A 20,705-nucleotide genomic window follows, 5' to 3' on the forward strand; every position below is an offset into this window, starting at 1 on the left:
TCGGCTCCTGATTATTTAGCGGTCTTACGGTATTGCTCGATAAGTTCGATGAAGTGATCGAACAGCGGCGCGGCGTCGTGCGGGCCCGGGCTGGCTTCCGGGTGTCCCTGGAAGCTGAACGCTGGCTTATCGGTACGATGAATGCCCTGCAGGGTGCCATCGAACAGCGACTTATGGGTCACGCGCAGGTTAGCCGGCATCGAGGCTTCATCGACGGCAAAGCCGTGGTTCTGCGCGGTGATCATCACCGTGTTGTTATCGATATCTTTCACCGGGTGGTTACCACCGTGGTGGCCGAACTTCATCTTAACGGTGTTCGCACCGCTCGCCAGCGCCAGCAGCTGATGGCCGAGGCAGATGCCGAATACCGGGATGTCGGTTTCCAGGAAGGACTTGATGGCGGCGATGGCGTAATCGCACGGCGCCGGGTCGCCAGGGCCGTTGGACAGGAAAATACCGTCCGGATTCATCTTCAGCACGTCTTCGGCGGACGTTTGTGCCGGCACCACCGTCAGGCGGCAGCCGCGGTCAACCAGCATGCGCAGGATATTGCGCTTGGCGCCGAAATCGTAGGCCACCACGTGGAACGGCAGCTCGCTCTCTTTTTTCGCTTCCGGCAGGTCGCCTTCCAGCGTCCAGCTACCCTGCGTCCAGCTGTAGGCTTCAGCAGTAGTCACTTCTTTCGCCAGGTCCATGCCGTTCAGGCCCGGGAAGGCTTTCGCTTTTTCCAGCGCCAGCGTCGCATCGAGGTTATCACCCGCGATGATGCAGCCGTTCTGTGCACCCTTCTCGCGCAGCAGACGCGTTAGCTTACGGGTATCGATATCGGCAATCGCCACGATGTTATGGCGCTTCAGGTAAGAAGAGAGGTCTTCGGTATTGCGGAAGTTGCTGGCAATCAGCGGCAGGTCGCGGATGACCAGGCCTTGCGCATGTACCTGAGAGGATTCTTCGTCAGCCGCATTGGTGCCGACATTGCCGATATGAGGATAAGTAAGAGTAACGATTTGGCGAGAATAGGAAGGATCAGTGAGGATTTCTTGATAACCGGTCATTGAAGTATTGAAAACGACTTCCCCAACCGCCGAACCCGTTGCCCCTATGGCCCGACCGATAAACTGGGTTCCGTCTTCCAGAACCAATAGCGCTGACTTAATCAAAACACCCTCCAGAGAATATTCACTCACTTTATTTGCATATTAATTCATAGCACGTCATGGATCAATGCAAATGTGTTGCCAGCGGATTTTTGGCAAACGGCGGCATTCTGGAGATTTGGTGGGTAAAAGTCAACTTAAAACGGATATTTTGCTTAGACTTTTGCAAGCCTGGCGAGCGTAACAGAGCTTAAGCGACAAAAAGATCAGGTAAATCACTGCGGAAAACGCTTGCGCGCCTAGTTTAATAAAAAATAACGCGATGGCGCAGAATAAAGTGGACCAAATGGTCAAAATTTACATTTCAGTAACGTTAAAACGCAACAACACATAGACATTTATGTCTTTAAAGTAAAATTCACTATAAGACAGGCAAAATAAAAGGGCAATAAAATATTGCCCTATGCAATCAAACAATTACGACTGCAATAACCACATCACGATGGGTAATAATGCTTACAGATTGTTGAGATCGAGCACATCTCGCATATCAAAAAGGCCGTTTTTCTTGCTTTTCAGCCACAAGGCGGAACGTACGGCGCCGTTGGCAAACGTCATCCGGCTGGAGGCTTTATGCGTAATTTCGACTCGTTCGCCAATATCGGCGAACATCGCCGTGTGTTCGCCGACGATGTCACCCGCTCGCACGGTTGCGAAACCAATGGTGCCAGGCACGCGTTCGCCGGTGTAACCTTCGCGGGCATAGACCGCGCAGTCTTTTAAATCTTTATCAAGTGCATGAGCAATCGCTTCGCCCATCGCCAGCGCCGTACCCGATGGCGCATCAACTTTGTAACGGTGGTGAGCTTCTACGATCTCGATATCGGTATAGTTGCCCATCACCTTCGCGGCCTTCTCCAGCAGCTTCAGCATGACGTTAACGCCCACACTGAAGTTTGCCGCGAAGACAATCGCAATCTCTTTTGATGCATCCTGGATAGCCTGTTTGCCCGCATCGTCAAAACCGGTGGTGCCGATCACCATCCCCTTGCCGTGCTGACGACAAAACGCCAGATGCGCGAGCGTCCCTTCCGGGCGGGTAAAATCGATGAATACATCGAAGTCCTCTTTTACCGCCTCCAGGCTGCTTTGCACGGTAACGCCCGTGTGGCCTGCGCCCGCCAGCTCACCGGCATCGGTTCCCAGAAGCGACGAACCTTCACGCTCCAGTGCCGCGCCAAGCGCTACGCCATCCATCTGAAGTGCCGCCTGAATCAGCTGACGGCCCATACGTCCACCCGCGCCCGCAATAGCGACACGGATCTGTGCATCATGCATAGTTATTCTCTTACGTTAAAATGATGTAAACCGTTTTCAGATTAACCAGCCTTGCTCTCTGCTGCCAACTGAAAACACCGATAATTAGAATTTAACGTGAAACCGACTTAAATATCAGTAAAAGACATGACGATCGGCAAAAACCGCAAGACTCTCATCACCCGCGCCGGTGGCAGAAAGATGCGTTTTGCCGATCCGATGGTTGCGTAAAAGTCTGTCACTCCCGCAGAAAGATATCGATGATATCGTCGCTTTCCTTGAGAGTCAGAATGGGGTATCTACGCCGCACAGGCAGGGGAAAGTTTTGCCGGGGACGCCAGGGGCGTAAAAAATGGGAGCCGGAGGCTCCCATTTGATGACATTTTAATACTCTTAACGCTTAATCATGACTGCATGCAATGATGTTGGGTTATAACGCTTTTGAGCAGGCAACATCTTTGTAGAGATTTACCTTAGCCGAATGTAATGTTCCATCAGTGGCTAGATAAACTTGCTCACCGTTAACAACATCGGAGGTCCATAGATCCCCTCCGGGGAGGTCCCCCCACTCACTCCAGAGAAGTCCTCCTGTTGCAGTACGTGTGGACGGGACGCTGCTGCCTAAATATACACCGTTTGTCAATTTGGTATAGGAAGGCACAGAATATCCATTACCTAAAGCAGAACAACCTGTTGTTACGTTGCCTGGAGAGACTGAAACTTTAGGGTCCTTAAACCATGTGTTTAACTGGAACTTGTACTCATACGTGACTCCGCCATTTTTTGGCGTGGCGGTAATGGTCACTTCATCCGAAGTGCCCTCACCGCTAAAGGTCACCGTACCGGTACTGTCCACGGAGACCCAGTCACTGTTATCTGACCAGGTATAATTGGCGTTGTTAGCCGCATCGCCTTTGATGGCAATCTGGAACGTAGCGCCGTCATAGCCTGTTTTCGGGAAGCCGGCATCGACGGCAAAGTTAGCGCCGTTAACCGCAACTTTTGTGGTGGACGGCATCGGTGCCGGCGGTGGCGCGGTAAAGGTCAGGTCCACGCTGCCGCCAGTATCACTGGCGTTGGACGAGGACTTCGCCGCAACGGTTACCGCTTCCACCGTGACATCCGTCACGTTCAGCTTCGCCTGACCATTCGCGTCGGTGGCAACGGTTTTGGTCACGGTGGCATCGCCTAACGTCGCCGCGCCGGTGGTGGTAAACACCACGTTTTCATTTGGCACCAGGTTACCCTTCGCATCCTTCACGGTGGCGGTCACCACCACGGCGGTTTCACCGTCAGCAGGCTGCGTGGTCACATCGGCTACCAGCGTGGTGACTGCCGTGGTCGCGTCCGCTTTGAAGTTCACCGTGGCGGTCTGGCTGGCCTCGCCAAGCGTGGCGGTTACCGTGTAGGCACCGGACTTCTCGCTGGTCAGGTTGGTTTTCGCCAGTCCGTAGGCGTCAGTGGTGGCAGAGGCGGTGACAACCGTCGCCCCGGTGGTGACGCTGAACGCAACCGCCACACCCGGCACCAGGTTGCCGTTGGCATCGGTGACTTTCGCCTGTACCGCATCCGTCGCCGTGCCGTTTGCTGCCGCGTTGTCGGTGGTGACCGTCAGGTTACCCGTCGCAATGGTCGCCGTACTGCTGTCGGCCACGAAGGTGGTGTCCACTGACTTGCTGTTGCCGTTAACGGTGGCCGTCACCGCTGCAATACCGGCTTTGGTGTTGGTCAGCGTAGTGGTGGCCACACCATCGGCGTCCGTGATGGCAGAGGCGGTGGTGATTTTCGCGCTGTTGGTGGCGGTAAAGGTCACCGTCATGTCTTTCAACGGGTTACCGTTGGCATCGGTGACAATCGCTTTCACCGCGTTGGTGTCGCTGTCGTTGGCCACCGCGTTGTCGGTGGTCACCGTCAGGTTGCCGTCGCTGATAGTCGCCGTACTGCTGTCGGCCACAAAGGTGGTGTCCACAGACAGGCTGTTACCATTCACCGTCGCCGTCACTTTGGCAATACCGGCTTTGGTGTTGGTCAGCGTCGTCGTTGCCACACCGTTCGCATCCGTGGTGGCGGAGGCGGTGGTGATGGTGGCGCCGTTGGTGGCGGTAAAGGTCACCGTCGCGTCTTTCACCAGGTTACCGTTGGCATCCGTCACGATGGCTTTCACCGCGTCGGTGGCCGTGCCGTTGGCTTTCGCATTGTCGGTAGTCACCGTCAGGTTACCGTCGGTAATGGTTGCCGTCCCGCTGTCCGCCACAAAGGTGGTGTCCACGGTCTGGCTGGCACCGTTGACGGTAGCCGTCACTTTCGCCACACCGGATTTGGTGTTGGTCAGCGTGGTGGTGGCGATACCGTCGGCATCGGTGGTGACCGATTCCGTCACGATGGTCGCCCCGTTGGCGGCGGTAAAGGTCACTGCCACACCGGAAACCAGGTTGCCGTTGGCATCGGTGACAGTGGCTTTCACCGCATCGGTGGCCGTGCCGTTAGCTTTCGCGTTATCAGTGGTCACCGTCAGGTTACCGGAACTAATGGTCGCCGTACTGCTGTCCGCCACAAAGGTGGTGTCCACGGTCTGGCTGTTGCCGTTGACGGTGGCCGTCACTTTCGCCACACCGGATTTGGTATTGGTCAGCGTGGTCGTTGCCACACCGTCCGCATCGGTGGTGGCAGAAGCGGTGGTAATGGTGGCGCCGTTGGTGGCGGTAAAGGTCACTGCCACACCGGAAACCAGGTTACCGTTGGCGTCCGTGACAATCGCTTTCACCGCATCGGTGGCGCTGCCGTTGGCTTTCGCGTTATCGGTGGTCACCGTCAGGTTACCGTCGGTAATGGTCGCCGTGCTGCTGTCCGCCACAAAGGTGGTGTCCACGGTCTGGCTGGCTCCGTTGACGGTAGCTGTCACTTTGCTTACGCCGGACTTGGTGTTGGTCAGCGTGGTGGTGGCGATACCGTCCGCATCGGTGATGGCAGAGGCGGTGGTAATGGTGGCGCCGTTGGTGGCGGTAAAGGTCACCGTCGCGTCTTTCACCAGGTTACCGTTGGCGTCAGTGACAATGGCTTTCACCGCGTCGGTGGCGCTGCCGTTGGCTTTCGCGTTATCGGTGGTCACCGTCAGGTTACCGGACGAAATCGTCGCCGTACTGCTGTCCGCCACAAAGGTGGTGTCCACGGTCTGGCTGTTGCCGTTGACGGTGGCCGTCACTTTCGCCACACCGGATTTGGTGTTGGTCAGCGTGGTGGTGGCAATACCGTCCGCATCGGTGGTGGCAGAGGCGGTGGTGATGGTGGCCCCGTTAGTGGCGGTAAAGGTCACTGCCACACCGGAAACCAGGTTGCCGTTCGCATCCGTCACGATAGCTTTCACCGCATCGGTGGCCGTGCCGTCCGCTTTCGCGTTATCGGTGGTCACCGTCAGGTTACCAGAACTGATGGTCGCCGTGCTGCTGTCCGCCACAAAAGTGGTGTCCACAGACTGGCTGTTGCCGTTCACTTTCGCGGTCACCGCAGAAACACCCGCTTTGGTGTTCTTCAGCGTGGTGGTGGCGATACCGTCGGCGTCGGTGGTCGCAGACTCCGTGGTAATCACTGCGCCGTTGGTGGCCGTGAAGGTCACTACCGCGTCTTTCACCGGGTTGCCTTTCGCGTCGGTGACAATCGCCTTCACCGCGTTGGTGGCGCTGCCGTTGGCTTTCGCGTTATCGGTGGTTACCGTCAGGTTGCCGGAACTGATGGTTGCCGTGCCGCCGTCGGCCACAAAGGTGGTGTCGACCGTCTGGCTGTTGCCGTTGACGGTGGCGGTCACTTTCGCCGTGCCGGCCGTGGTGTTGCTCAGCGTGGTGGTGGCAATACCGTCAACGTCGGTGGTGGCGGAGGCCGTAGTGATGATGGCGCCGTTGGTGGCGGTAAAGGTCACCGTCACGTCTTTCACCAGGTTACCTTTCGCATCGGTGACAATCGCCTTCACCGCGTTGGTATCCGCCCCGTCCGCTTTCGCGCCATCGGTGGTCACCGTCAGGTTACCGGAACTGATGGTTGCCGTGCTGCTGTCCGCCAGGAAGGTGGTGTCCACCGTCTGGCTGTTGCCGTTGACGGTCGCCGTCACTTTGGCAATACCGGATTTGCTGTTGGTCAGCGTGGTGGTGGCGATACCGTCCGTATCCGTGGTCGCGGAAGCGGTGGTCACCGTCGCGCCATTGGTGGCGGTAAAGGTCACTGCCACACCGGAAACCAGGTTACCGTTGGCGTCTGTCACAATCGCTTTCACCGCGTTGGTGTCCGACCCGTCCGCTTTCGCGTTGTCGGTGGTCACCGTCAGGTTACCGTCGCTGATGGTCGCCGTGCTGCTGTCCGCCACAAAGGTGGTATCCACAGACTGGCTGTTGCCGTTGATGCTGGCGGTTACTTTCGCCACACCGGATTTGGTGTTCGTCAGGGTGGTGGTGGCGATACCGTCCGCATCCGTGGTTGCAGAGGCGGTGGTCACCGTCGCCCCGTTTGTGGCGGTAAAGGTCACTGCCACACCGGAAACCAGGTTGCCCTTCGCATCCGTCACAATAGCTTTCACCGCGTCGGTGGCCGTGCCGTTGGCTTTCGCGTTATCGGTGGTCACCGTCAGGTTGCCTTCGCTGATGGTTGCCGTGCCGCTGTCCGCCACAAAGGTGGTGTCCACGGTCTGGCTGCTGCCGTTGACGCTGGCGGTCACTTTCGCCACACCGGCTTTGCTGTTGGTGAGCGTGGTGGTAGCGATACCGTTAACGTCCGTGGTGGTGGAGGCCGTGGTGATGGTAGCCCCGTTAGAGGCGGTAAAGGTCACCGTGGCGTCTTTTACCAGGTTGCCTTTCGCGTCGGTGACAATCGCTTTCACCGCGTTGGTGGCCGCGCCGTCCGCTTTCGCGTTATCGGTGGTCACCGTCAGGTTACCGGAACTGATACCCGCCGTACTGCTGTCGGCCAGGAAGGTGGTGTCCACAGACTGGCTGTTGCCGTTCACCGTGGCGGTTACGCTGGTGATCCCGGATTTGCTGTTGGTCAGCGTGGTGGTGGCCACACCGTCCGCGTCCGTGGTGGCGGAGGCGGTGATGACCGTTGCACCGTTGGAGGCAGAGAAGCTCACGCTCTGTCCGGCGAGAACGTTGCCGTTCGCATCCGTGACAATCGCTTTCACCGCGTTGGTGGCGCTGCCGTCCGCTTTCGCGTTGTCGGTGGTCACCGTCAGGTTACCGGCAGAAATCGTCGCCGTGCTGTCGTCCGCGACAAAATGCGCGTCCAGCGACTGGCTGCTGCCGCCCGTGGCATTGCTGACGCTGGCGGTGACCGCAGAGATTCCGGCTTTCGTGCTGGTCAGCGTCGTGGTGGCGACCCCGCTCTGGTCGGTAGTGGCCTTCGCGCTGGCAACGTTCGCCCCGTTAGTTGCGCTGAAGCTGACCACCACGCCGGCAAGCGGCAGGCCGTTCGCGTCTTTCACGGTCGCCTTCACCGCGTTGGTGGCGCTGCCGTTGGCTTTCGCGTTATCCGTGGTGAGGACAAAATCGCCCGCACCAATGGTGGCGCTGCTGTCATCCTGGGCGAAGTGGGTGTCGACCGATTTGTCGGTACCGTTCACCGCTGCTTTCACCGGAACCACTCCCGACATGTTGCTGGTCAGGTCGGTGCCTGCAATACCGTTTTCATCCGTGACCGCAGACGCCGTCACCATAGTGGCCCCGCTGACGGTGCTGGAGAAGCTCACCGTGGTGCCCGAAACGGTGTTGCCGTTTTTGTCCGTGACTTTCGCCTGAACGTGGTTGGTGTCGCTGTTGTTCGCTTTACCGTTGTCGCGGGTAACGGTGAGGTTGCCGTCGGCAATCACCGCGCTGCCGTTATCGGCGACAAAGCTGACAGGGACGCTGCGGGCTGAACCGTTCACCGTGGCGGTCACGTTTGATTTGCCCGCGTGGATGTTAGTCAGGTTGGTTGTCGCCAGACCGTTTACGTCGGTGACCGCCGAGGCCGTCATCACTCGCGTCTCGTTGTCTGCGGTAAACTCAACTTTCACCCCGGCGACCGCGTGGTGCGCGCTGTCGGTGACTTTCGCCTGCACCGTGTCGGTGGCCTCGCCGTTGGCGGCCGCCCCGTCCACGGTGACAATCAGGTCCCCGTCACTGATGGTCGCATCCGGCTCGCTGACGCGGATTTCCGTGGTTTCACGGTTTGACTTGTTGTGATGCGGATCGTAGGCCACCGCGCTGATGTGGTACACATTGCTGCCGGTGGTCTGATACGGCGGGAAGGTGATCTCCAGCGTCTGCTTGTTGACGGCGACGGCACTGCCCTGCGCCGCAAGGATTTCGCTGTAGTCCCATTCGACATGATCGACACCGTATTTGGCCTTGACGGTGGCGCTGATGTTACCTTTGTCAGCGGCTTTGCCTTCGAGAAGCGCCGGCAGGGTCAGGTGGATCAGATCCTGTTTTTTATACTCAAGGACGATATCGTTGTTACGATCGACCAGATCAAGACGGCTGCCTGCCAGCGTGCGGCGGGCGGCCACCAGCGAATCGTCGATCTGCTTGTTCCACGGCAGACCGAGCTCGTAATTAAATTCGAGATTCAGACGGGTGTCATTCTGCCCGCTCTGCCCCTGGCGGTGGTCAACACCCACCGTCACCAGCGGCACCGGCGTATAGTTCAGGCCCAGGGTGACCGCTTTCGGATCGCTGGAACGGTCGTCCTTGCTGAACAGGGCGACCTCATCACCGCGATACTGCTCGTACACCAGTTTGCCGCCGAGCTGCGGATAAGCCGGCAGCCAGCCTTCGGCGCGGATGTCGAAACCGTCAGCCGGGCGTTCATCGTAATCGGCGAAGTCGCGGGACTGGTGCCAGCCCGTCAGGCCGGTGTAGCTGTTGGCGCCGAGTTTCAGGTAATCGGTCCAGGCTTCCAGACCCACGCCCAGGCGGCGGTTATTACCCGTCACGTCGTCATCATAAAAGCTGTTGATGCCGTACATCCAGTTGCCGTGGAAGGTACGGAAACCGAGGCCGGCATTGAGGGTGTTACGGGAATCCTTGTTCCGGTAACCGAGCTGCGTGAACAGCAGGTTATTCTGCTGATCATAGAGCGGCAGCAGGACGTCGAGCGATGAGCCGTCGAGGGTGAAATCATCGTCCAGGTTCAGCTTCGCTTTCGCGGTGCCGAACTGATCGAGCCACTGCTCAACGGTGGAGACCGCCGCACCGGTGGTCATGCTTTTAACCATCGAGGCTGCCTGATCGGCAGGATGGTCTGAAGAGAGTGTGCTGCCGAGCGAGGAGGCCCGGTTTGCCCAGAAGGCGTCAGCACCCTCAGGGGTATTTCCGGCAGTGTCTTTTTTAGTGGTGTTATTTACCGGAACATCGATTTCATCGCCTTCTACGAGTTTCTCAAAAGGCTTACTAAAGGTTCTGAAGACGTTAAGTTTTTTCAGCGCATCAACGCTGAGAGAATAACGCGCGGCAACAACGGAGACCGTTTCGCCTTTTTTCAGAATATAAGGTGTGGTGGTTATTTCTGCGAGCGTTTGCGGCTTATTCTGCGCGAGCGCAATAACCGGCACGAAAGTCGGTAAGGCGATGCTGAATAATTGCGAAAACAGGCAAACCGTCGCAGACAGTTTACTGAGTTTAGGATTCATTTTGACCCCGTGGATGATGGCGATTTAACAACTTTTTTTCCTTTAAAAGTGTAAAAACATAAAAAAACCAATAGCCTTTGCTTCAGCCAGAGAAACCCTGTCCGACATTAAACAGATGAAGCAAAATCCAGAGAATAATTTTATATGCGCGGAGGATTATGAATTTAACGCACAGAAAGACAAACAAATAAAAGTGCCAAACTGGACCCCACAAAAAACCCAATTAAAACAATTAAATAAAACAAATCCGACACAAAAAAAGCAATGCCAAAATGGACTTAAAACCATCTTGATTTATATTTAAAGGTAGGCGTTATTTATATCCAAAATACAATCATAAGGATATATACATAATATATATAGGATAGTTTACGTGGAGATTGATTGTGTTGGGAGCCCGTCATCAGACGCTAATCGTGCTGAATTCATTTGAGGATATTAAGAAATGGTATCTGCGATTTTTTGATTTGAGCCTGTTTGCGGAGGGAGAAATTAATACGTTGTTAAGCGAAGGTAAACCAGATTTGTATCCCTGTATTCCACTGGTACTGGATAGAAAGATGAACGCGATCTATTTCGATGCCGGCTCCGTTCAGGTCTGGTGTAATAAGCTGAGATCCCTGTATATACGTCCAGGCAGCTAAAAGTCTATCCCACCACTCACGCCAAAACAGATGGAGGAAGACAGGCGAACCCTCGACCATGGGACCTGAGCGCAAGCTGAATTGGGGAATCCCATTAGCAAAACGGGGAGCCTCGCTCCCCGTTTTCTCAATCGATTTGCTGGATATCCACACGCAGCTCTTTTGGCACTTCGAAAACGATGTTCTCTTCACGCCCTTCCAGCGGAATAGCCTCGCCACCGCCCAGTTCCTGTAAACGCGCAATCACGTTTTGCACCAGGATATCCGGCGCAGAAGCCCCTGCGGTGACGCCTACACATTTCGCCTCTTTTACCCACGCTTCCTGAATGTCCGTTGCGTCGTCGATCAGAAACGCCGCTTTCCCCATACGCTGCGCCAGTTCGGCCAGACGGTTAGAGTTAGAGGAGTTTTTGGAACCGACGACAAGCACCACGTCCGCCTGTTCAGCCAGTGCGCGCACCGCTTCCTGACGGTTAGTGGTCGCGTAGCAGATGTCATCTTTACGCGGACCGACGATTTTCGGGAAGCGCTGACGCAGCGCGTCAATCACGTCTGAGGTATCGTCTACGGAGAGCGTCGTCTGGGTCATAAACGACAGACGGGCTTCGTTTTTCACGTTCAGCGTAAAGACATCCTCCGGCGACTCCACCAGATACATTCCCCCTTCCGGGTTGCTGTACTGGCCCATGGTGCCTTCGACTTCCGGATGACCGGCATGGCCGATCAGAATCGACTCTTCACCACGACGGCTGGCGCGCGCCACTTCCATATGCACTTTTGTCACCAGCGGACAGGTGGCATCGAAGACGGTCAGATCGCGGCTTTTCGCTTCGTTACGTACCGCCTGCGAGACGCCGTGCGCGGAGAAGATCAGGATTGCGCCGTCCGGCACTTCGCTGATCTGCTCAATGAAGATGGCGCCGCGCTCGCGCAGGCTGTCGACCACGTAGCGGTTATGTACCACTTCGTGACGTACATAAATCGGCGCGCCGTAAATTTCCAGCGCGTTTTCAACAATGCTGATAGCGCGGTCTACACCGGCGCAGAAGCCGCGCGGGTTAGCCAACAGGATCTGCATTTCAGGCCTCCAGTGCAGGATCGATTTCCAGCACTTCAACATCAAAATGAACGGTACGCCCGGCAAGCGGATGGTTGAAGTCAACGGTAATAGAGTCGCCGTTGATTTCGCGGATCACGCCAGGCATTTCGCTGCCGTCCATAGCGGTAAAGAGCATAATCGCTCCGATCTCCGGTTCACCCGCGTCCATAAACTCGCGGCGCGAGAAATACTGGATCAGGTCCGGACTCGGCACGCCAAACGCGGCATCCGGCTCCAGCGAAAAAGCCTTTTTCTCACCCTCTTTCAGACCGAGAAGCTGCTGCTCAAGACCTTCAGACAGGGAGGTATCGCCAAGGCGAAACAGGGCTGGTTTGCCGTTATTGCGGGTGGATTCGGCCGTGGAGCCGTCATCCAGCTTCAGCGTGAAGTGAACGAGAACCGCGCTGTTGCTCTGTACGGATTTAGACATGCAAATTGCTCGCTTGTTTTGCCCGGTAGTATTTCACCACCGGGCGAGTGTATTACGCCTGCTCTTTCGCGGCGGGTTTAGGCAAGAAGCCTTCCAGCACGATTAACGCCGCACCGATGCAAATTGCGCTATCAGCGAGGTTAAAGGTCGCGAAGTGCCAGTCGCCGACGTAGAAGTCGATCATATCGACCACAAAGCCGTGCCACAGGCGGTCAAACAGGTTGCCCAGCGCGCCGCCAATGATCAGCGCGTAAGCGATGTTATTCAGCTTTTGCGTCGCCTTCGAGCGGTACATCAGCACCGCGAGGATCACGCAGATACCGAGAGCGATACCCGCAAAGAACCAGCGCTGCCAGCCACCGCTGTCGGCAAGGAAACTAAACGCTGCGCCGTAGTTACGCGCGTAGTGCAGGTTAAGCGACGGGAACAGCGGGACCGTATCCCCCAGAGCGAAATTCTGGAGGATCAGGAACTTGCTGCCCAGATCGATAATCAGCACCACCACAACCAGCCACAGCCAGCGCAGTCCTGTTGAACAGAGAGTTTTACTCATCAGGCAAACTTACGTTTTTCGCCGTCACCGGCGACGTTGCTTACACAGCGTCCGCAGATGTCTGCGTGTTCCGCCACCTGGCCAACATCGGTGGTGTAATGCCAGCAACGCGGGCATTTCTCACCGTCGGCTTTGCTCAGCGCGACTTTCAGTCCTTTGAGCAGTTCGCTCTGCTGAGCATCAGCAGAAGCATCGGCATAATCCGCAACTTTCGCACCGGAGGTCAACAGGACAAATCGTAATTCATCGCCCAGCGCCGTCAGCTTCGCCGCCAGCTCCGGTTCTGCATACAGCGTAACTGCCGCTTCCAGAGAGCCGCCGACTTTCTTGTCTGCACGCGCCTGCTCGATAACCTTGTTCACTTCGCCACGCACTTTCAGGAGCTCGTCCCAGAAGGCATCGTTCATCGCTTCGGTGCTGGAGAGATCGAACAGACCTTCGTACCACTCGCCCGTGAACACATACTTCTCACGGTCGCCCGGCAGGTAGCCCCAGATTTCATCCGCGGTGAAGGACATGATCGGCGCCATCCAGCGAACCAGCGCTTCTGCGATGTGGAACAGCGCGGTCTGGCAGCTACGACGCGCCACGCTGTCCGCTTTCGCGGTGTACTGGCGGTCTTTGATGATGTCGAGGTAGAACGAGCCCATCTCGATGGAGCAGAAGCGCATCAGGCGCTGCACCACTTCGTGGAAGTCGTAAGACTCATAGGCTTTCAGGATATCTTCCTGCGCCGCTTTCGCGCAGCCTACCGCCCAGCGATCCAGCACCACCATCTCTTCCGGTTTCACCATGTCTTTTGCCGGATCGAACCCGTTCAGGTTCGCCAGCAGGAAGCGCGCGGTGTTACGGATACGACGATAGCTGTCGGCAGCACGCTTCAGGATCTCGTCAGACACCGCCATTTCGCCGGTGTAATCGGTAGAGGCCACCCACAGACGCAGAATGTCTGCGCCCAGCTTGTTCATCACATCCTGCGGAGAAACGGTGTTACCGATAGATTTGGACATCTTGCGGCCCTGACCATCCACGGTGAAGCCGTGAGTCAGTACCTGACGGTAAGGCGCTTTACCCTTCATGGCGGTGGAGATCATCAGAGATGACATGAACCAGCCGCGGTGTTGGTCAGATCCTTCCAGATACATATCGGCAGCGTGACCGGCGAATTCCGGACGCACGTCAACCACGGAGGAGTGAGTAGACCCGGAGTCGAACCACACGTCCAGGGTATCCGGCACTTTCTCGTAGTTGTCTGCGTCAGCGCCCAGGATGTCGCGGGCGTCGAGATCCCACCACGCCTGAATACCGTCAACTTCGACGCGCTTCGCCACTTCTTCCATCAGTTCCAGGGTGTTCGGATGCAGCTCCTGCGTCTCTTTATGTACGAACAGAGACATCGGCACGCCCCAGGTGCGCTGACGTGAGATACACCAGTCAGGACGGTTAGCCACCATGGATTCGATACGCGCCTGGCCCCAGTCAGGGATCCACTGCACGCCTTTGATCTCTTTCAGAGACTGCTCGCGCAGGCCCTTCTGATCCATGCTGACGAACCACTGCGGGGTCGCACGGAAGATGATCGGCGTCTTATGACGCCAGCAGCACGGATAGCTGTGCTGCATTTTTTCAACGTGCAGCAGTGCGCCGCGGGTGCGCAGCATGTCGACGATGATGTCGTTCGCTTTGAAGACGTTGATACCGTCCAGCGCCGGGTAGGTGCCAGGCAGGTAAGATCCGTCCGGGCCAACCGGGTTAGCGATTTCCAGACCGTACTTCAGACTGATGTTGTAGTCGTCAGGACCGTGGCCGCCGGCGGTATGCACCGCACCGGTACCCGCTTCCAGCGTCACGTGGTCGCCCAGGATCGCCGGAACGTCGAAGTCCAGGAACGGGTGTTTGAAGCGCATCAGCTCCAGCGCGTTGCCTTTCACGGTACTCAGCACGGTGTAGTCGCTGATATGCGCGCGCTTCAGCACGCTCTCAACCAGATCTTTCGCCAGGATAACCGCCTGACCGTCAATCTGCACCAGCGCGTATTCGAACTCACCGGACAGGGAGATCGCACGGTTCGCCGGCAGGGTCCACGGGGTGGTGGTCCAGATCACCAGAGAGATCGGGCCGTTTACCGAGGAGACGCCAAATTTAGCCTTCACCGCATCCTGATCGACAGCGTTGAACGCCACGTCGATAGACGGAGAGGTTTTGTCGTAATACTCAACTTCCGCTTCTGCCAGCGCAGAACGGCAGTCCACGCACCAGTGCACCGGCTTAGCACCTTTGTGCAGGTGGCCGTTACCGATGATTTTACCCAGCGCACGGATGATGTTGGCTTCGGTTTTGAAGTCCATGGTCAGGTACGGGTGCGACCAGTCGCCCAGCACGCCCAGACGGATGAAGTCAGCGCGCTGACCGTCAACCTGCGTGGCTGCGTATTCGCGGCACTTCGCACGGAACTCGGCGGCGGTGAACTTCTCACCCGGTTTGCCAAACTCTTGCTCCACTTTCAGCTCAATTGGCAGACCGTGGCAGTCCCAACCCGGAACGTAAGGCGAGTCATATCCCGTGAGGCCTTTGGACTTCACGATAATGTCTTTCAGAATCTTGTTAACCGAGTGACCAATATGAATGCTGCCATTCGCATATGGAGGGCCATCATGCAGAATGAAGGTTTTTTTGCCTTTTTTGGCTGCACGAATGATGCCGTACAGGTCATCATCGGTCCAACGCGCCAGCATTCCCGGTTCACGCTTGGCGAGATCGCCGCGCATCGGGAACCCTGTTTCCGGCAAATTCAGGGTTGATTTATAGTCACTCATCAGATTCTCGGTTCCGTATTTATCACGTAGGCAGTTAAGCCGGGTTCAAAGCCCAAAAAACTCGCGGGCCGTCAATTCATCTCGCGCAATTTGCGCTTTTAGTTCATCCAGCGAACCAAATCGCTGCTCGTTGCGTATTTTTTTACGCAGTATCACATCTATATGGCGACCATAGAGGTCCATTACAACGTCCAGCAGGTGCACTTCTAACTGTTGTCGCACACCGGCGACGGTCGGACGCGTGCCAATGTTGGCGACGCCGTAGAACGGCTTATCGCCCAGTCCTGCCACTTCCACCGCATACACCCCTTTAACCGGGGAAACCTGACGACGCAGCGGTATATTCGCCGTCGGGAAGCCTATCGTGCGGCCCAGCGCATCGCCATGGACCACGCGGCCAGAGATGGTGAACGGATGCCCCAGCAGGGTTTCTGCCGTGTCCAGGTCATCATTAGCCAGCGCCTGACGCACCGCCGTGCTGCTGACTCGCACGCCGCCTTCGCAGAAGGTCATCGCGCTGGTGACGTCAAATCCGTACTCCAGACCAGCCTTCTGTAATAGCAAGAAATCGCCCTGACGACCAGCGCCAAAGCGGAAATCATCACCCACGGCGAGAAACTGAACTCCAAGACGCTTAACCAGCAGGTCGCTGACGAAGTTTTGTGCTGTCAGCGCGGCAAAGCGACGATCGAAACGTAAACACAATACATAGTCCACGCCGGACTCCGCCAGATAGCGCAACTTCTCGCGCAGGCGGGTAAGTCGGGCGGGAGATTTATCGCCCGCGAACAGCTCCAGCGGCTGCGGCTCGAAAATCATCACTACAACGGGCAGGCCACGGGCCTCCCCTTCTTTACGCAATCCCTGCAACAGCGCCTGATGACCACGATGCACGCCGTCGAAATTACCAATAGTCAGCACGCACCCGTGTGGCGCGCTGCTGAGATTATGTATGCCGCGTATCAGCTTCATGTCTGGCTCAAAACAGTGAAAATCGCCAAAGTATACCTTGTACAGCGGTTAAGGTTAACCGGCGATTGTTCGCGCAAAACAGAAAGCCGTAATGATTTCATCAGGCTGACCTTTCGCAGCGAAAAAATCTGCTCCTGAACTGCGATTTTTATGCCGAAAGGCTGTATTCAGGGAAGACAAGCTGGTAGAATCCTGCGCCATCACTACGTAACGTAGCGTCGCTAATTAACGGCGCTTATTTGCACAAATCCATTGACAAAAGAAGGCAAAGAGGGCATATTCCTCGGCCTTTGAATTGTCCACATAGAACATATTTGGGAGTTGGACTTGGCTAATATCAAATCAGCTAAGAAACGTGCCGTTCAGTCTGAAAAGGCTCGTAAGCACAACGCAAGCCGTCGCTCTATGATGCGTACTTTCATCAAGAAAGTATACGCAGCAATCGAAGCAGGCGACAAAGCTGCAGCGCAGAACGCATTTAACGAAATGCAACCAATCGTGGATCGTCAGGCTGCTAAAGGTCTGATCCACAAAAACAAAGCAGCGCGTCATAAAGCAAACCTGACCGCGCAGATCAACAAACTGGCTTAATCGCTACTTGTTGTTGCTTGTTTAAAGAACCCGCTTAACGCGGGTTTTTTTATGCCTTCAGATTGCCGGTGGCGTAAACAGCGCCGAGTAGTCACGATTGCAGATTCGCTGCACCGCCGGATGCTGAATCATTCTTTCGGCAAAAATGGCGTGATACTCCTCCATCACGTTATCCACTCTGCCTATCTCCGTAATCTTGTCGTCTGAATAGAGATCGTGCGCGTACAGCGTCGGCGCAACGAAGATCGCATTATGCGCTTCGCCAAAGGCTTTCATCAGCGCCGCATCGTCAAACTCTCCGAGGATTTCTACCTTTAGCCCCTGCGAGTTAAACCAGTTCAGCAGCTTGCGTCCGAGCATGGAACGTCGCCCAGGTACCAGCAGGCGGCGCTCTTCAAGGCACGCGGGGAACGGTTTTTCCGGCGGCGGATTAATGCACCAGAAGCTCACGCCGCATTCGCCAATCTTCACCGAGAACAGCCCTTCCTGCTGGGTGGAGTCAATCGGGCAGTCCGAGATAATCATGTCCAGCTTGTGCTGGCTCAGCTGTTCCAGAAGCATCTCGTGGGTGGATTCAAAGCAGCGCAGGTGGATTTGCTCGTCTTCAACTACCGCCGCATCCAGCACGCCGCTCACCAGTCGCTTGGACAGCGCATCCGCCACGCCCACGTCAAAGAGCAGGTTCGACTCTTTGCGATAGTTGACGATATCCAGCATCTCCTGGCTCAGGGTGAACATTTTGTCCGCATAGCGGAAAACCAGTTCACCCAGTTCGCTGGGTTCAATCCCACGCCCCTTACGCTTGAACAGCTTGCCCTGCAGACGCTCTTCCAGGGCCTTGATTTGCCCGGTGATGGTTTGCGGCGTCAGGTAGAGCGCCTCTGCCGCCCCCACTACCGAGCCCTGTTTGTAGACGTGCCAGAAGTAGTACAGATGGTTGTAATTTAAATGAGACATCGCATCTTCTCTCCCTGAGTGTATATCGGAAGGAGGATCGCCTCCTCCCGGTGTTCCGTTATGCCTGGACGGCCTGTCCGGACAACTTCACCTTCAACAAGGTATAACCGATTACCGCGGCCAGTAATGATCCGATGAGAATGCCGAGTTTCGCCCAGACGATAAGCTCAGGCGCATGCGCACCAAACGCCAGCGTCGAGATAAAGATCGACATAGTAAACCCGATTCCGCACAGCACGCCGACGGCCATAATTTGACCAAAAGTTGTGCCGTGCGGCAATGACGCCAGCTTCAGCTTCGTCGCCAGCCAGCAGAAGAGGCTAATACCCAGCGGCTTGCCGATAAACAGCCCGGCAATAATGCCCAGCGGCAGCACGGACGTCAGCCCGTCCAGCGTCACCCCGCCAAGGGAAACGCCCGCGTTGGCAAACGCAAACAGCGGCAGGATCATAAAGGCAACCCACGGGTGCAGCACATGCTCCAGCTGTTTGGCGGGCGACTTGCCGTCCTGCGGTTTAAGCGGCACGAAGAAGCCCACAATCACGCCTGCCAGCGTGGCGTGCACGCCGGATTTTAGCACCGCCGTCCACAGCACCATCCCCACCAGGATATAGATACCGATACGGCGAACATTGAAGATGTTCAGCAGCGCCAGCACCGCAATCGCCCCGGCGGCGACGCTCAGGGACAGGATCGACAGATCGCTGGTGTAGAACAGCGCGATAATCACAATGGCGCCCAGGTCATCGATGATCGCCAGCGCCATCAGGAAGATTTTCAGGGCCACCGGCACGCGGCTACCGAGCAAGGCTAAGACACCGAGCGCAAAGGCGATATCCGTCGCGGCCGGGATCGCCCAGCCGTCACGCGCAACAGGATCCTGCCAGGCGAACGCCAGGAAGAGCAACGCCGGAACGACCATTCCGCCGATGGCTGCAATCACAGGAAACGCCGCGCGCTGGCGGCTGGCAAGCGAGCCTAGAACCAGCTCACGCTTAACCTCAAGACCCACCAGCAGGAAGAATACCGCCATTAGCGCATCGTTGATCCACAGCAGCATGTTCTTGTTAATTTCCAGCGCCCCGACCTTCAGCTCAACGGGCGTTTCCAGAAATGCATGGTAGAGATCCTGCGTGATGCCAAGGTTAGCCAGCACCATCGCGGCCGCTGCGGCAATAATCAGGATCACGCCACCGGACGCCTCACTGCTAAAGAAACGGTGTAGTAATTTCATTTAAGTTCTCTCTTTTACAACAATACCTCGATAAAACCATAATACCAAGCCAAATAGCTCGGCAAAAACAGATTAATGTTGAGTATAGACTCAGTTTAACCGAGCTATACGCGCAAATAAAAAAGCCCGGAATCGCTTCCGGGCTTTTCGAAGATGAAAATCAGCTAACGAATTAGCGGGTCAAATCATCGAAGAATTTTTTGACGCCATCAAAGAAGCTTTTGGAACGCGGGCTGTTTTTCTCACCCGTTGGGCCGCCAAAGCTCTCCTGCAGTTCTTTCAGCAGCTGTTTCTGCTTGTCGTTCAGGCCAACCGGCGTTTCGACGACGACGCGGCACAGCAGGTCGCCCTGGGCGCCACCGCGAACGGATTTAACGCCTTTCCCGCGCATGCGGAACAGCTTGCCGGTCTGGGTTTCCCCAGGCACTTTCAGGTTCACGCGACCGTCCAGCGTAGGCACTTCGATTTCACCACCGAGTGCCGCCATCGCGAAGTTGATCGGCACTTCGCAGTACAGGTTATTACCTTCACGCTCGAAAATAGCGTGCTGTTTCACCTGCACCTGAACGTACAGATCGCCCGCCGGTGCGCCGTGCTCCCCTGCTTCGCCCTCACCTGCCAGACGGATGCGGTCGCCCGTATCGACGCCAGCCGGGATCTTAACGGACAGTGTTTTGGTTTTCTCAACGCGACCGTGGCCGTGGCATTTGGTGCACGGATCTTTAATCAGCGTGCCGCGACCGTGACAGTGCGGACAGGCCTGCTGTACCGCGAAGAAGCCCTGACGCATCTGTACCTGACCAGAGCCGTGACAGGTTGGACAGGTCTGAGGCTGCGTACCCGCTTTCGCGCCGCTGCCGTGGCAAACGTCACACTCTTCCAGCGTCGGAATACGGATCTCTTTGGTGACACCGCGAACGGCCTCTTCCAGCGTCAGCTCCATGTTATATCGCAGGTCCGCGCCGCGCGCCGCGCGCTGACGACCACGGCCGCCGCCGAAGATGTCGCCAAATACATCGCCAAAGATATCGCTGAAGTCAGCACCGCCGCCAAAGCCGCCGCCGCCGAATCCACCGCCGCCCATGCCGCCCTGTTCAAAGGCTGCGTGACCGTACTGGTCATAGGCCGCACGTTTTTGTGCATCGGTCAGGACTTCGTAGGCTTCTTTGATCTCTTTAAATTTGGCTTCAGCCTCTTTGTCACCCTGGTTACGGTCCGGGTGGAATTTCATGGCCAGGCGCTTGTACGCCTTTTTGATTTCACGCTCTTCCGCAGTTTTCGGAACGCCTAAAATCTCGTAATAGTCTTGCTTTGCCATTGGTTTTTTTAAGCCCCTTAACATGC

General features: G+C 56.5%; 12 protein-coding genes and 1 pseudogene. 1 reads left to right on the top strand and 12 read right to left on the bottom strand.

The features are described 5' to 3' along the window. Positions 1 to 11: 11 nt before the first annotated feature. The 9 genes and pseudogenes from carA to ACOTZB_RS09705 all read right to left on the bottom strand — a co-directional run bounded on the left by carA (position 12) and on the right by ACOTZB_RS09705 (position 16,805). The gene (carA, locus tag ACOTZB_RS09665; RefSeq protein WP_010427050.1) at positions 12 to 1,160 is read right to left on the bottom strand and encodes a glutamine-hydrolyzing carbamoyl-phosphate synthase small subunit; all 1,149 of its coding nucleotides are present in this window, start codon (positions 1,158 to 1,160) and stop codon (positions 12 to 14) included. Between the two features lie 453 nt (positions 1,161 to 1,613). Beyond that, positions 1,614 to 2,435 (bottom strand): 4-hydroxy-tetrahydrodipicolinate reductase, encoded by an 822-nt coding sequence (gene dapB, locus ACOTZB_RS09670; RefSeq protein WP_421627002.1) that lies wholly within the window; start codon positions 2,433 to 2,435, stop codon positions 1,614 to 1,616. 409 nt (positions 2,436 to 2,844) lie between these two features. After that, positions 2,845 to 10,065 carry an Ig-like domain-containing protein gene (locus ACOTZB_RS09675; protein ID WP_421627003.1) on the bottom strand — a complete coding sequence of 2,407 codons (7,221 nt, stop codon included), beginning with the start codon at positions 10,063 to 10,065 and terminating at the stop codon, positions 2,845 to 2,847. 771 nt (positions 10,066 to 10,836) lie between these two features. After that, entirely contained in the window at positions 10,837 to 11,787 is a 951-nt protein-coding gene (gene ispH / locus ACOTZB_RS09680) for a 4-hydroxy-3-methylbut-2-enyl diphosphate reductase (protein WP_047651573.1), read from the bottom strand. 1 nt (position 11,788) lies between these two features. Next, positions 11,789 to 12,238, bottom strand: a complete 450-nt coding sequence (fkpB, locus tag ACOTZB_RS09685; protein WP_003856450.1) for an FKBP-type peptidyl-prolyl cis-trans isomerase — start codon at positions 12,236 to 12,238, stop codon at positions 11,789 to 11,791. 52 nt (positions 12,239 to 12,290) lie between these two features. Beyond that, the gene (gene lspA, locus ACOTZB_RS09690) at positions 12,291 to 12,791 is read right to left on the bottom strand and encodes a signal peptidase II (RefSeq protein ID WP_047346316.1); all 501 of its coding nucleotides are present in this window, start codon (positions 12,789 to 12,791) and stop codon (positions 12,291 to 12,293) included. Beyond that, on the bottom strand, positions 12,791 to 15,607 hold the full coding sequence (ileS, locus tag ACOTZB_RS09695; protein ID WP_421627004.1) for an isoleucine--tRNA ligase: 2,817 nt from the start codon (positions 15,605 to 15,607) through the stop codon (positions 12,791 to 12,793). Before ileS ends, lspA begins: the two co-directional genes overlap by 1 nt. A 45-nt stretch (positions 15,608 to 15,652) precedes the next feature. Next, positions 15,653 to 16,579, bottom strand: coding sequence for a bifunctional riboflavin kinase/FAD synthetase (gene ribF, locus ACOTZB_RS09700; protein ID WP_023310350.1), 927 nt, complete (start codon positions 16,577 to 16,579; stop codon positions 15,653 to 15,655). A 7-nt stretch (positions 16,580 to 16,586) separates the two neighbouring features. Next, positions 16,587 to 16,805 (bottom strand): annotated as a pseudogene (locus ACOTZB_RS09705) (DUF2575 domain-containing protein). A 101-nt stretch (positions 16,806 to 16,906) separates the two neighbouring features. Here ACOTZB_RS09705 and rpsT point away from each other — a divergent pair. Next, positions 16,907 to 17,170 carry a 30S ribosomal protein S20 gene (rpsT, locus tag ACOTZB_RS09710; RefSeq protein WP_003856458.1) on the top strand — a complete coding sequence of 88 codons (264 nt, stop codon included), beginning with the start codon at positions 16,907 to 16,909 and terminating at the stop codon, positions 17,168 to 17,170. A gap of 57 nt (positions 17,171 to 17,227) precedes the next feature. Here rpsT and nhaR read toward each other — a convergent pair whose 3' ends face one another. The 3 genes from nhaR to dnaJ form a co-directional block, all read right to left on the bottom strand. Further along, entirely contained in the window at positions 17,228 to 18,127 is a 900-nt protein-coding gene (nhaR, locus tag ACOTZB_RS09715) for a transcriptional activator NhaR (protein ID WP_032660752.1), read from the bottom strand. 58 nt (positions 18,128 to 18,185) lie between these two features. Further along, positions 18,186 to 19,361 (bottom strand): Na+/H+ antiporter NhaA, encoded by a 1,176-nt coding sequence (nhaA, locus tag ACOTZB_RS09720; RefSeq protein WP_045355102.1) that lies wholly within the window; start codon positions 19,359 to 19,361, stop codon positions 18,186 to 18,188. Positions 19,362 to 19,533: 172 nt separating this feature from the next. Then, the gene (gene dnaJ, locus ACOTZB_RS09725; RefSeq protein ID WP_023310347.1) at positions 19,534 to 20,679 is read right to left on the bottom strand and encodes a molecular chaperone DnaJ; all 1,146 of its coding nucleotides are present in this window, start codon (positions 20,677 to 20,679) and stop codon (positions 19,534 to 19,536) included. Between the last annotated feature and the right edge of the window lie 26 nt (positions 20,680 to 20,705).

It is taken from the genome of Enterobacter cloacae complex sp. SHL020 (assembly GCF_049236945.1).
GTDB classification, from domain to species: Bacteria; Pseudomonadota; Gammaproteobacteria; order Enterobacterales; family Enterobacteriaceae; genus Enterobacter; species Enterobacter dykesii.